Source organism: Cryobacterium sp. SO2, from assembly GCF_026151165.2.
GTDB lineage: Bacteria > Actinomycetota > Actinomycetes > Actinomycetales > Microbacteriaceae > Cryobacterium.
Genome location: NZ_CP117849.1, coordinates 583,272 through 598,475 on the forward strand (window position 1 = coordinate 583,272; position 15,204 = coordinate 598,475).

Below are 15,204 nucleotides of genomic sequence, written 5' to 3' on the forward strand. Positions count from 1 at the left end.
ATGAGTTCGCGGCGACCACCTCTGCGGTCCCTCATTAGACAGGGACCCGAATGAACCTTCGTGCCGTTGCACTCACCGCGATCACCGCGCTCGCCCTCTCCCTTGGCTGGCCGGGAGTTGCTCTCGCCGCGCCGATCGGCGGGCCCACGGCAACCGTGGTCATGAATGACACCTCGCTGATCGTCAATGAAACGTCGACGGTCACGTTCGTGTTCTCCGAGGCCGTGAGCGACTTCGAAAACAATGACCTCATTGTCGAGAACGGCACCCTGTCCGAGGTCACCCGGTCCGACATCGGCATCAACTGGTCGGCCACCTTCACACCGACCGTCGGCACTACCGACGCCACCAACCGGATCACCCTCGACCTCGAAGGGGTCGTAACCGGTGACGACACCGCGGGCACCGGCGTGACCTACTCGAACAACTACGCGATAGACACCCAGCGCCCCACCGCCACCATCGTGCTCGACAACACCGCGTTGACGGACGGGACCACCTCGCTGGTCACGATCACGTTCGCTGAGGCCGTCGTCGGCTTCAACGACCTCGATCTCGTCTTAGGCACGGACGGTTCCCTGTCGGGCGTGGTCTCGACTGACGGCGGCACCACTTGGACGGCCACTTTCAGGCCGATGAGCAACCGCGAGGACGTGACCAACACCATCTCACTCAACGGTGCGGGCGTGACCGACCTATCCGGCAACGCCGGCACCGGCACGTTCACCTCCGCAAACTTCATGGTCGACACCCTGCGGCCTACGGGGAACATCGTCGTGGCCGACGGTCTCCTCATAGCCGGTGAGACCTCGCTCGTCACGCTCACCTTCTCCGAAGCGGTCACCGGTTTCGACAACTCCGACCTCACCGTCGAGAATGGCTCGCTCAGTCCGGTTGCGTCGGCCGACGGCGGCATCACCTGGACGGCGACGTTCACGCCCACCAGCGGCGTGACCGACACCGCCAACCTCTTCGCCCTCTCCCTTTACGGGGTCAGCGACCTGTCCGGCAACACCGGCCAAGACACGGTCAACTCGGCGAACTACGCGATCGACACCGTGCGTCCCACGGCGAGCGTCGTCATAGACGCCAGCGCCCTCCACGTGGACGAGACCTCGGCCGTCACCATCACGTTCTCCGAGGCTGTCACCGGTTTCGACAACGCCGACCTCACCGTCGAGAACGGCTCCCTGACTGCCGTGACGTCCACGGATGGCGGCCTCACCTGGACGGCGACGCTCACGCCCACGAGCGGCGTTACCGACGCCACCAACCTGATCACTCTTGGCCTTGCCGGTGTCACCGGCGCCTCGGGTAACGCGGGCACCGGCTCCGCCGTATCGAGCAATTTCCGGGTTCTCACAGAGCGCCCCACGGCGACCGTCGTGGTTGCCGACGACGCGCTCGGCGTCGGTGAGTCGACGACCGTCACCATCACGTTCCCGGTGGCCGTGACCGACTTCACCACAACCGATATCTCCTTTCCGAACGCCTCCCTCACCCGGTTGCGGTCGCTCGACCGCGGTGTCACGTGGACGGCCACCTTGACCGCGACGAGCGGCGTCACCGATGCCTCCAACGTGGTCACGGTCGACCTCACCGGCGTCTGGGCGGCGACCTCCGGCAACCAGGGCGTCGGCTCGGCCGTCTCCAACAACTACGCCGTCGACACCGTGCGCCCCACGGCCACTGTGCTGGTGGACGACACCGCCCTCGCCGCGGGGGAGACCTCGTCGGTCACGATCACGTTCTCCGAACCCGTCACCGGCTTCGACAACACCGACCTCACCGCCGCGAACGGCACCCTCTCCGACGTGGAGTCGTCCGATGGCGGCCTCACCTGGACGGCGACGCTCACGCCCACGAGCGCCGTCACCGACACCACCAACGTGATCACTCTCGCCCTCACCGGTGTCAGCGACGCGGCGGCTAATGCGGGCACCGGCTCCGCCGACTCGAACAACTACCAGGTCGCCACGGTGCGCCCCACGGCCACCGTCGTGGTGGCCGACGACACACTCGCCCTCGGCGAGACATCGAGCCTCACCATCACGTTCTCCACGGCCGTGACCGGCCTCACCACGGACGACATCTCGTACCCGAAGGTCAGCCTGTCCGGGCTGGGCTCGTCAGACGGCGGCATCACCTGGACGGCCACGTTGACCCCGAAGAGAGAAACAACCGACACCACCAATGTGATCACGGTCGACCTCACCGGCGTCAGGGAAGCCTCCGGCAACACGGGCTTCGGCACGGCGGCATCCAACAACTACATCGTCGACACCGATCGCCCCTCGGCGAGCGTGGTGCTGGCTGACACGTCGTTCACCGTGGGGGAGACCTCGACCGTGACGATCACGTTCTCCGAAGCCGTCACCGGTTTCGACAACGCCGACCTCACGGCGGGCAACGGCACGCTCTCAGAGGTCAGCTCCACCGACGGCGGCCTCACCTGGACAGCGACCTTCACCCCGACGGATGACGTCACCGCAGGCGTCAACACCGTCCTACTGCTGCGCACCGGCGTGACCGACCTGGCCGGTAACACCGGCGCCGGCAAGGCCGGCTCGGCCAACTACATGGTCGACACCCAGCGTCCCACGGCGAGCGTTGTCGTCGACGAGGAGACGCTCACCGTCGGGGCCACGTCGCTCATCACGATCACCTTCTCCGAAGCCGTGACCGGGTTCACCTTCGCCGGCCTCACCGTCGGCAACGGCACCGTGTCGGATCTGACTTCCGCCGATGGCGGCACCACCTACACGGCCACCCTGACCCCGGCCGACGGCGTCACCCAAGCAGCCAACCTGATCGCGCTCGACCTCACCGGTGTCACGGATGCTGCCGGCAACACGGGTTCCGGTGTCGCCGACTCGAACAGCTACGTCGTCGACACCGAGAGCCCCACGGCCACCGTGGTGCTGGGCGCCACCGTGTTGCTCTCCGGGGAAACCGCCTCCGTCACGGTCACCTTCTCCGAAGCCGTGCCCGGCCTGAGCGCCGCCGACCTCACGGTCGCCAACGGCACCATCTCCGGCCTGGCCTCCGCCGACAGCGGCACCACCTACACGGGCACATTCACCCCCACAGCCGGCATCACCGTGGCGTCCAACCTCATCACCCTCGACCTCGCCGGCATCACGGATGCCGCCGGCAACGCGGGGTCCGGCTCGGCCGACTCGGCCAACTACGCCATCGACACCGAACGCCCCACGGCCATCGTCGTCTTGGCGCAGACAGAGCTCGCCGCCGGGGAGTCCTCGCCGGTTACGGTCACATTCTCCGAAGCCGTCACCGGTTTTGACAACGCCGACCTCACGGTCGCGAACGGCGTGCTCTCCGACGTCAGTTCCACCGACGGCGGCCTCACCTTCATGGCGACATTCACCCCCGCGGACGACGTCACCGCAGCCATGAACGTCATCACGCTGGATCAAACCGGCGTGAGCGACCAGGCCGGCAACACGGGCAGCGGCACGGTCGGCTCCGCGAACTACGCGGTCGACACCGCTCTCCCCACGGCCACCGTGGTCGTGGCCGACGACACCCTCACCCTCGGTGACACCTCGCTGGTCACGATTACCTTCTCCGAAGCCGTCACCGGGCTCACCGTCGCCGACCTCACCATCGCCAACGCCCGCGTCTCCAATGGCACCGGTGCCGGCGTAAGCTCCGACGACGGCGGCACCACCTGGACGGGCACGCTCACCCCGATGAGCGCCACCATCGCGGCGGCCAACCTGATCACCCTCGACCTCGCCGGCGTCACGGATGCTGCCGGCAATGCGGGTTCCGGCACCATCGACTCCAACAGCTACGCCATCGACACCATGAGCACGCCGACCCCGGAACCGACCCCCACGCCGGCCCCGACCCCTGAGCCGAGCGCACCTCCCACCCCCACGCCCAGCTCAACGCCGACCCCCACTGCTCCGACTTCCACCCCGGAGCCCAGCGCAACGCCGAAGCCCACCGCGACCCCGACGCCTCCCACACCCGTCGAGCCCACCCCAACCCCGGAGCCGACTACCGAGCCGACCCCGACTCCCACGGCGCCCTCCGAGAACGCCCCGAAGCCGACCGCGATGCCGGTCGCCCCCGACGAGACCGAGGTGACGCCGGCCACCGAAGGCAAGATCTCGTTGAGCGCGGGCACCGTGGCGCCGGGCGACCCGGTCACGATCTCGGGCCTGGTGCCCAATCAGTGGTACTTCACCTGGTTCTTCTCCACCCCAACGCCCACGGCCTGGCAGCTCGCCTCCGCCGCCGGAACGGTTGACATCACGGTGCCGGCCAGTCTGCCCGCGGGCAACCACCGCGTCATCGTGCAGGACGCCGCGGGTGACGTCTACGGCTGGGCTGCCGTCACTGTGCAGTCTGAGCTGTCGCCAGCAACTCCGACGCCGACGGTGCAGCCGCACGGCGGCCTCGCACAGACCGGCATCGACGCCGGCACGTTGGTGGCTGCCGCCGGGGCGCTCCTGCTGGCCGGTCTGCTCATGGGCGGGTTCACCCTCCGCCGGCGCCGTCGAGGCGAGTCGGTCTAGCCGCCCACCAACAGGCGGCCCGCAGCAACGCCCCCAACCCCGCTGGTCGAGCCTGACGAGACCCCGCGACCTGACCCGTGAATCCAACAAGCAGGCGCGACCCACACGCACGTCACAAGGTCTCGACAAGCTCGACCAGCGATTGGGCACGAACCACACGCCCGTCGCGACCGTACCTGCGGAACGCCCCACCCCGCTGGTCGAGCCTGTCGAGACCCCCGTGACACAGCGCCGGCGTGCGTTCATTTGTAGTTTGCGAATCAATATGCGACACCGGTTCGGGCCCCATTCCACCCCTGCATTGGGGCGGAAACTCGACCAATCCTGATAGTCCGCTCACAATAAGCTGAGCCTGCATTTCCTGACTGGGGAGTCATCACTCTGCATTGTTGTAATCCTGGGGGCACTTGTGCTGGCTTTTCGATCGCTGTTCGCTGTGTCCGCATTGCCGAATCCGGGGAACCGCCGCGGCACCCGCGCCTCGCTGGCCACGCTCCTCGTCGCCGGCCTCGTCGGCGGCCTGCTCGCGGTGAACCCGCTTGTCGCCAGCACCCCGGCCCAGGCCGACACCGATCCGGCCAGCACCATCAGCGGCACCGTCAGCGGCGACGGAGTCAACGGCGCCCAGGCTGAACCACTGCCCGACACTTTGGTGTACATCACCGACGAGAACGGGGACTGGCTCGATTCCGGTTACACCGACGAGACAGGCCACTTCGAGGTCACCAACGTGCCCCAGGGCACCTACACGATCCAGTTCCAGCCCTCCAACGAGGAGTTCGCCGGCGAATGGTGGAACGACCAGGCCACCCAGGAGACTGCCACCTACTTCGAGCTCGGCTCCGACAATTCCGGCTTCGACGCCACCCTGGCCCGCGGCGCGAAGATCAGCGGCACCGTTCTCGCTGAAGGCAGCCCCGCCACCGCGCTCTCCGACGTCTATGTCTCGGCGTTCGACGCCGCCGGCAACAGCTGGGGCGGCGGAACCAACGAAGCCGGTGAGTACACAATCAGCGGCCTGCCCGCTGGCGAGTACACCCTGCGGTTCGCGGACAATGGCGCGACCCACCTCTCCGAGTGGTGGAACGACCAGCCGACCCGGGAAACCGCCGAGAGCGTCACCGTCGCCAGCGGCGAAACCCTCACCGGCCGCGACGCTGCCCTCGCCCTGGCCGGCAGCATCAGCGGGCAGGTCACCGACGATAACGGCGCCCCGATCGCCTACACCGACATCTACGCATTCTTCGCCGACGGCAACTGGGGCGGCAACGCCCTGACCGACGCCGACGGCCGTTACACGCTCACAGGCCTCGTGCCCGGTTCCTACGCCCTGCAGTTCCTCGACCAGGGCGACCGCGTCAACGAGTGGTGGAACGACAAACTCACCCAAGAAACCGCCACCCTCATCGACGTCATTGACGGCACCCCCATCACCGGCATCGACGCCCAGCTGGCCGAAGGCGCCACCGTGAGCGGCCGGGTCACGAGCGACACCCGCGACGGCGAGGCTATCTCCGGGGTCAACGTGTCGGCCTTCCAGGTCGACGCCAACGGCAACCTCGGCGACATCTGGTCTGGGTACACGGATGCGCAGGGCCGCTACTCCATCCCCGGCCTCGCCGCCGGAAACTACACACTGCGCTTCACCTCCTGGGGCACCAGCGACATCTCGGAATGGTGGGACAACAAGCCCACCCAGTACACCGCCACCACCTTCGCGGTCGCCGCTGGCGCCACGGTCACCGGCAAGGACGCCGGCCTCACCGCCGGTGCCACCCTCACCGGTCAGGTCGTGGCCGACGACGACGGTACCCCCGTGTCCACCGGCTGGGTGGAGGCCCTCGCCGCCGATGGGCACCAGGTTCTGTCCGTCAGCACCGACGAATCCGGCAACTACAGCCTGACCGGCCTGCCCGCGGGCGAGTACGTCCTCACCTTCTCCGACTACAACCAGCGGTATACCCAGGAGTGGTGGAACAACCAGACCAGCTTCGAGTCCGCCCAGCACATCACCGTGGCCGCCGGCGCCACCATCACCGACCTCAATGCCGGTCTCGCGCTCGGCGGGTCGATTACGGGCTCCCTCTCGGTGCAGGGCGGCGGCGCTTCCGCCCTTGAAGACGCCATGGTGGAGGTCTACACCGCCGCCGGCGACTCCGTCACCTCCGTGAGCGTCGACGAGAACGCCCACTACTCGATCACCGGCCTGCCCACGGGCGACTACACCCTGCGGTTCTCGGCCGACCAGTCCGGGGCGTTCAGCGAGTGGTGGAACAACCAGCCCAGCCAGGAGACCGCGCAGACCGTGGCCGTCACCTCCGGCCAGGTGACCACCGGCATCGATGCCGTCCTCGAGCAGTCGGCCAGCATCAGCGGCACCGTCATCGGCGAGGACTCCGCCGGCCTCACCGACACCCGCGTGCGGGTCTACGACGCCGACGGCGCATCCGTGAGCACGGCATACACCGACAACGAGGGCCACTACACCGTCAACGGCATGCGCGCCGGCTCCTACACGCTGCGCTTCTACGCCCCCAACGACAGCAACTACCTCGCCGAGTGGTGGAACGACAAGACCACGCAGGAATCCGCTGACTTCATCGAGCTCAGCACCGCCGAGAAGCACACCGGCGCCGACGCCACCCTGGCCGTGGGCGGCAGCGTCTCCGGCCGTCTCACCAGCGAGACCACCGGCGCCGCCATCCCGCAGGGCGACGTCTACCTGTACGACAGCAACGAAAACAACGTCGGCTATACCAGCGTGAACGAGAACGGCGAGTACACCATCAAGGGCTTGGCCGCCGGCAGCTACACCCTGCAGTTCAACGCCAGCGGCAACTTCCTGCGCGAGTGGTACGACGACCAGCCGGACCAGTCCACGGCCACCACCTTCACCGTCGGAGCCGGCCAGGCCGTCACCGGCAAGAACGCCGCCCTCGCCCCCGGCGCCACCATCAGCGGCACCGTCACCGGCGGCGGCGCCCCGCTGGGCGACGTCAGCGTGTCCCTGTCCGGCCCCGACTTCCAGTACTCCAACTACGCCACCACGGATGCCCAGGGTCGCTTCTCCCTGATCGGCCTCCCGGCCGGCTCCTACACTCTGCAGTTCAGCCCCGACCTGGGCAACTGGGTGTCCGAGTGGTACAACAACCAGGCCAGCTCGAACACCGCCGAGCAGGTTGTGGTCGCCGCTGGCGAGGCCGTCAGCGGCATCACCGCCGACCTTGCCCCCGGGGCGAGCATCGCCGGCACCGTGACCGGTGACACCGGGAAGGCTCTGGCCTCCGTGCAGGTCAGCGCCCAGAACCGCTCCGGTTCGATCTCCGCCTCGGCCACCACCGATCTCACCGGCGCGTATTCCATCACGGGCCTGCCGGCGGGTAACTACACCCTCCAGTTCTGGGACGGCAACACCGGCTACGCCACCCAGTGGTGGAACAACCAGCCCTCCAGCACCACAGCCGAGTACTTCGCCGTGGCGGCCGCCGGCGCCGTCACCGGCAAGGATGCCGTACTCACTCTCGGCGCCACCATCACCGGAACCGTCGCGGTCGACGGCGGCGGCGACCCGTCCGCGGTCCGGGTGTACGCCTACACGCCCGACGGCACCTCCGCCCGGTCGGCGTCCGTCGATGCCGCCGGCACCTACAGCCTCACCTCCCTCGCCCCGGGCAGCTACACGCTGGAGTTTTCCTCCTGGCGGGGCGTGGCGCTTGGCGAGTGGTGGAACAACCAGCCCAACCGCGAGTCGGCCACGGCCATCACGGTCACCAGCGGCCAAACCGTCAGCGGCATCAGCCCCGAACTCGCCAAGGCCGCCACCATCAGCGGCACCGTCACCGGTGCCGGCTCGCCCGGCGCCAACCTGGCCGGCGTGCAGGTGACCGCCTACGCCGTCAACGGCTGGCAGGTCGCCTCGGCGACCACCGACGGCGCCGGCGCGTACACGATCAGCGGCCTTGCCGCAGGCGACTACAACCTGCAGTTCGTCGCCATCAAGTCCAACTTCCTCACCGAATGGTGGAACGACCAGCCCACCCAGAGCGACTCGGCCACCATCACGGTGACCGGCGGGCAGGCCGTCACCGGCAAGAACGCAGTGCTCGCCGCATCCGCGTCGATCAGCGGCAGCGTGAAGGGCGCCGGTGCCACCACCGTCAACCTGCGCGACGTCTCGGTCACCGCCGTGCCGCTCAACCCCGGCCAGACCGTGCAGTACGCCTCGGCCTTCACCGACGCGAACGGCAACTACACGATCCGTGGTCTGCGCGCCGGCTCCTACTCCCTGCAGTTCAGTCCTTCGAGTGACCAGGATTACCTGGGCGAGTACTGGAACGACGCCGACTCCTCGGAGGCCGCGTCCTACTTCTCCGTCGGCGACGAACAGGTCGTCACGGGCAAGGACGCCGTTCTCGCCCCAGGCGCCTCGCTCAGCGGCTCGGTGGTGGGCGACCTGCCGGCCGGGGCGTCGCTGGACGACGTCTTCATCGAGGTGCACCGGCCCAACGGCGACTATGCCGGCTACGGGATGACCGACGCGGACGGACACTTCACCGTGCACGGCCTGCGCCCGGGTAGCTACACGCTGCAGTACAGCGTCTACGGCGTCGGCACCCAGGCGATGGAGTGGTGGAACGACCAGCCCACCCAGGAGACCGCCACAACGGTGACCCTCTCCGCCGGCCAGAAGCAGACCGGTCTCGATGTCGACTTCTCAGCCCGCGCCCTCACCACCACGCCCACCCCCACCATCACCGGCGTCCGCCAGGTGGGCAACACCCTCACCGCCACCCCCGGCACCTGGGCGCCTGCCCCCGTCACCCTGGCCTACCAGTGGCTCCGGGCTGGCGTCGCCATCCCGGGCGCCACCGCCAGCACCTACCCGCTCGTCGCCGCCGACGCGGGCGCCGCCCTCACGGTGTCGGTCACCGGATCCAAGTCCGGGTACACCGCCGTCACCACCGAGAGCGCCAGCATCACGGTCGACAAGGTCTTCACCACCACTCCGGCGCCCACCATCTCGGGCGACACCACCGTGGGCCAGATCCTCACCGCCACCAGTGGCAGCTGGGCCCCCGTGCCCGGCACGCTCGGCTACCAGTGGCTGCGCAACGGCACCGCCATCTCCGGCGCCACGGCGAGCAGCTACACGCTCGCCGCCGCGGATGCCGGCACGGCGCTCACCGTGACGGTCACGGCCGCCAAGCCCGGCTACAGCACCGCCACGCAGACCAGTGCCGCCACCGCGGCGATCACCGGCCTGCTCACCGCCACCCCGGTGCCCGGCATCCGCGGCACCGCCACGGTGGGTCAGACCCTCACGGTCACCACCGGCACCTGGGCGCCGGCCACGGTAGGCCTCGCCTACCAGTGGTCGCGCGGCGCCACAGCCATCACCGGGGCCACCGCGGCCAGCTACACGGTCACGGCCGAGGACGCCGGCAGCACCCTCAGTGTCACCGTCACCGGCTCCAAGGCCGGGTACATCACCGTGGCCAAGGCCAGCGCGGCCACGGCCGTGGTCACCGGCGGCATCCTCACCGCCACTCCCGTGCCCACCCTCGCCGGCACCACCACCGTGGGCCAAACCCTCACCGCCGCCGCCGGCACCTGGGCACCAGCCCCGGTCACCCTCGGCTACCAGTGGCTGCGCTCCGGCACGGCCATTTCGGGAGCCACCGCGAGCACCTACACGCTCGTCACCGCCGACGCCGGCAAGACCCTCACGGTGACGGTCACCGGCACCAAGGCCGGCTTCACCACCGTGGCCACCACCAGCGCGGCCACCGCCGCGATCGCCCAGCCACTCACCGCGACCCCGGTGCCCACCATCACCGGCACAGTCAAGGTGGGCCAGATCCTCACCGCCACCGCGGGCACCTGGTCGCCGGCCACGGTCACCCTCAAGTACCAGTGGTCCCGAGCAGGCACCGCCATCACCGGCGCCACCGCCAGCACCTACACGCCGGTCACGGCGGATGCCGGCGCCACGCTCACGGTCACGGTCACCGGGTCCAAGTCCGGTTACGTCACCGTGGCCAAGGCCAGCGCCGCCACGGCTATGGTCACCGGCGGCGTGCTCACCGCCCCGGCGTCCACTGTCACCGGCACCACCACGGTGGGCCAGACCCTCACCGCCAAGGCCGGCACCTGGACTCCGGCCACGGTCACGCTCGGCTACCAGTGGCTGCGCTCCGGCACCGCCATCAGCGGGGCCACGGCGAGCACCTACAAGCTCGTCGCGGCCGACGCCGGCAAGAGCATCACGGTGAAGGTCACCGGCACCAAGAGCGGCTTCACCACGGTGGCCAAGACCAGCGTGGCCACCGCCGCGGTCACCCAGTCGCTCACCGCCACCCCCACGCCCACCATCACGGGCACCGCCAAGGTGGGCCAGACCCTCACCGCCAAAACCGGCACCTGGACCCCGGCCACGGTCACGCTCAAGTACCAGTGGCTGCGGGCCGGCAAAGCCATCGCGGGCGCCACCGCCAGCACCTACAAGCTGGTCACGGCGGATGCCGGCGCCACCCTCACGGTCACGGTCACCGGGTCCAAGGCGGGCTACGTCACCGTGGCCAAGACCAGCGCCGCCACGGCCTTGATCACCGGCGGGGTCCTCACGGCCGCCCCGGTGCCCACCGTCGCGGGCACCGCCAAGGTGGGCCAGACCCTCACCGCCAAGGCGGGCACCTGGGCGCCGGCCACGGTCACGCTCGGCTACCAGTGGCTGCGCGGCGGCAGGGCCATCACCGGGGCCACCAAGAGCACCTACAAGCCGGTGGCCGCCGACGTGAGCAAGACCCTCACGGTGAAGGTCACCGGCGCCAAGTCGGGCTTCACCACGGTGGCCAAGACCAGCGTCGCCACCGCGAAGGTGGTCAAGTAACCGGGCCCGCCATCCGCACGAATCCACCCCTGAACTGGGGGCCGGGCCGCCTGATTCTGAACAATAAGCTGAGCCAGCATTTCTCGACCGAGAAGTTCTCTGTGCAGTGTCGGCCCCCAGGAGCCCCGTGCGTGCTTTTCGATCGTTGATCGCGCTCATCCCCGGCCGGCAGACCAGCCCCCGCAACGTCGCCCGCGCCCGACTGGCGGCGCTCCTCGTGGCGGGGCTGCTGGGCAGCCTGCTCGCCGTCAGCCCGCTCGCCGGCGCCGCCCCGGCGCAGGCCGTCGTCGCCGTCGGCGCCACCATCAGCGGCACCATCCTGGGTGATGGGCAGGACGGCGGGGCCGCCGCACCGGAATCCGGTGCCTACGTGCGGGTGGTCAACCACGCCGGCGACGAGGTCAAACTCGGCCGAACCGGTGGCGACGGCACCTTCCAGATAACGGACATCCCCGCCGGAAGCTACACGCTGCAGATGTGGGCATACAACGACGGTTTCGCCACGCAGTGGTGGAAGAACAAGCTCCTGCTGTCCACGGCCACATTTTTCGATCTCGCTGCCGGCGCCACCAAGACCGGCTTCACCGCCACCCTGCCGCGAGAATCGTCCATCACCGGCAACGTCTCTGCCGCCGGCAGCCCGCCCACCGGGTTCTCCGGCGTCACGGTGATCGCTACCGACCCCGACGGCGACGGCTCGGCCGTGGTCACCGACTCGAGCGGTAACTACACGATTCGCGGCCTATCTACCTCGCCGCACACCGTGAAATTCTGGCCCTACGAGACGCCCTATCTGATTGAATGGTCGAACAACCAGCCCAGCGAAGCCACCGCGAACCCGATCACCGTAGCCGCCGGACAGACCGCCACCGGCATCGACGCGGTGCTGGAGCTGGCGGCCAGCCTCAGCGGCACCGTCACCTACGGTGAGTTCGGTCCCCTGGGCGGCACCGTCGTCACCGCCTACGACTCAGCCGGCGTGGCGGCAAGCTCGGGCACGGCCGACGGCGCCGGCAACTACACGGTGCCCGACCTGCACGCCGGCACCTACACGCTGCAGTTCAGCATCGAGCCCGATCCCGCCCCGCTCGTGGAATGGTGGAACGACCAGCCCACACGGGCCACCGCCAGAACCGTGACCCTCACGACCGGGCAGACGCGCACCGGGCTGAACGTCGACCTCTTCCCGCACACGGTCTCCGCCGGCGCCGTGCCCACCATCATCGGCTCCAGCACGGCCCGCGTCGGCGCGACGCTCACTGCCAAGCCGGCCGGCTGGGTGCCAGCCCCGGGGGAGCTCACCTACCAGTGGGCCCGGGCCGGCAAGCCCATCACCGGTGCCACCGCCAGCACCTACACGCCGGTCAGGGCGGATGCCGGTGCCACGCTCACGGTGACGGCCACCGGCACCTGGATAGCGGACGTCACCACGATCGCCCAAACCAGCCTCGCCACGGCCATGGTCACCGGCGGTATCCTCTCCGCGACCCCCACGCCCACGATCTCGGGAACCAGCACGGTCGGGCAGACCCTCACCGCCACGGCGGGCACCTGGGCGCCGGCCCCGGTGAAGCTCAGCTACCAGTGGCGCCGCGCGGGCATCAACATCACCGGGGCCACCGCGAGCACCTACAAGCTCGTCGCGGCCGACGGCGGCAAGACCATCACCGTGCGGGTCACCGGCGCCAAGACCGCCTTCACCACGGCGGCCAAGACGAGCGCGGCCACCGCCACGATCATCAGGACCCTCACGGCCACGCCCACGCCCACGATCTCCGGCACCGTGAAGGTGGGGCAGACCCTCACCGCCAAGCCGGGTGTCTGGACTCCGGCCACGGTCACGCTCAAGTACCAGTGGTTCACGGCCGGCATCGCCATCCCCGGCGCCACCGCCAGCACCTACAAGCCCACCGCCGGCACGGTCGGCAGCCGGCTCACCGTCCGGGTCACCGGCGCGAAGGCCGGGTACGTCACCGCCGTCAAGACCAGCGTCGTCACGGTGAAGGTGGTCAAGTAGCCCGGCCGGCTCCGAAACTGCCCCGAACCGGGGTGTCGCGATCTCGTTCTGCGTCCGCTCCGCGAATAGGCTGGTGCAACTGGGCTCGATGGGGTGCTCACCAGCACACCAATCGGAATCAGGGGGACGCGTCATGCCACATCGAGCACCGATTCGCTCTGCCCTCACCGTCCTCGGTCTCGCCGGTCTCCTGGTCGCCACCACCACCGCGCCCGTCACCGCCAGCGCCCGCACGACACCCGCGGTCAGCACAGCAGTCGTCACCCCGGTGCCCACCGAAGCCCCGACGCCGACCGGACTCCCGGCATCCACCGAGACCGCAACCGCCACCGCGACCCCCACGGCCACGTTCGCCGCCACCGAGACGCCCACGCCCACCGCCACAGCGAGCGCCACCCCGACGACTACGCCGACCCCGACCCCTACCGGAACCGCGTCCCCGTCGCCCAGCGTCACCCCCACGTCGGCACCCACACCCACCCAGCCGGCCTCCACGTTCGCCGGCGAGACCAGCATCACCGGCCGGGTCACCGACCAGGCCACCGGCGCCCCCATCGCCGGCGCCTCGGTGTACATCTACACGCCATCCGGCGCCTACGGCTCGGCCATCCCCGTCAGCAGCACGGATGCCGACGGCAACTACACCTTCTACAGCCTCGACGTGCGCAGCTACACCCTCGAGTTCACCAGCACCGGTTACCGCACCGAGTGGTGGGGCGGCCAGGCCAGCCAAGACGCCGCCGACACGTTCGACGTCGCGGCGGGGGAGTCGGTCACCGACAAGGACGCCACCTTGCTGCCCGTCGACTCGATCAGCGGCACCGTCTCCGCCGGGTCACCCGCCGAGCCGCTGGCCGGCGCCACGGTGTCCGCCTTCGACGCTGACGGCACCCTGCAGGCCACCGCCACGGTCACCAGCGACGGCAGCTACACCCTCGGCGGGCTCGCTCCCGGCGCCTTCACCCTGCGCTTCACCCCGCCCGCCGGCAGCACGGTTGTGGCCCAGTGGTGGCACGACAAGGCGCACCCCAGCACCGCCGCGGTCATCCGCCTCACCGCCGACACCCCTGTCACCGGCAAGAACGTCACCCTGGCCGCCGGGGCCACCGTCACCGGCCGGGTCTCCGACACCGCCACCGGCGGCGGCATCGCGGGCGCCTGGGTGTACGCCTACGTCGCCAGCGTCCAGAACGGCGTCTCCGGCGGCAGCATCGCCTCCGCCCGCACCAACGCCCGCGGCGACTACACCCTCACCGGCCTCGCCGCCGGCGGGTACTCTCTGCAGTTCTCCGGCGGCAGCGCCAACGGCAGCGCCGGCTACCTGCGCGAGTGGTGGGTCAACAAGACCAGCCGGTCCGCCGCCATCGCCTTCACTCTCACGGCCGGCAAGACCATCGACGGTGCGGATGCGGCGCTCGTGCCGACTGCGTCGATCAGCGGCACCGTCTACGCGGCCGGTGCCCGCAACGTGGGCCTGAACGCGGCCACGGTGGCCGCGATCGGCGCCGACGGCCGGCTCAGCCGCTCCACCACCACGAACAGCAGCGGCGAATACACCCTCACGGGCCTCCCGGCTGGCGCGTACACGCTGCGCTTCTCGGCCCCGCCCGGCACCACCTTCGTCGCCGAGTGGTGGCACGACGATGCCCAGCCGACCACGGCCACAGTCATCCGCGTCACCGCCGGCCAGAACGTCACCGGCAAGACCGCCGAGCTGGCGGCTGCCGCGACCCGCAGTGCTGACTAACGAA

4 protein-coding genes are annotated in these 15,204 nt (G+C 69.6%); all 4 read left to right on the forward strand.

Translation table 11 applies throughout. The annotated features are described in order from the left end of the window. Nucleotides 1-50: 50 nt before the first annotated feature. The 4 genes from BJQ94_RS02715 (at nt 51) to BJQ94_RS02730 (ending at nt 15,200) form a co-directional block, all read left to right on the forward strand. A complete protein-coding gene (locus BJQ94_RS02715) occupies nt 51-4,547 on the forward strand; it encodes an Ig-like domain-containing protein (RefSeq protein WP_275875545.1) in 4,497 nt (1,498 codons plus the stop codon). A gap of 436 nt (nt 4,548-4,983) precedes the next feature. Further along, nucleotides 4,984-11,436 (forward strand): carboxypeptidase regulatory-like domain-containing protein, encoded by a 6,453-nt coding sequence (locus BJQ94_RS02720; RefSeq protein WP_265398056.1) that lies wholly within the window; start codon nt 4,984-4,986, stop codon nt 11,434-11,436. 127 nt (nt 11,437-11,563) lie between these two features. Beyond that, entirely contained in the window at nt 11,564-13,453 is a 1,890-nt protein-coding gene (locus BJQ94_RS02725) for a hypothetical protein (protein ID WP_265398055.1), read from the forward strand. A 133-nt stretch (nt 13,454-13,586) separates the two neighbouring features. Continuing rightward, the gene (locus BJQ94_RS02730; RefSeq protein WP_265398054.1) at nt 13,587-15,200 is read left to right on the forward strand and encodes a carboxypeptidase regulatory-like domain-containing protein; all 1,614 of its coding nucleotides are present in this window, start codon (nt 13,587-13,589) and stop codon (nt 15,198-15,200) included. Nucleotides 15,201-15,204 lie beyond the last annotated feature (4 nt).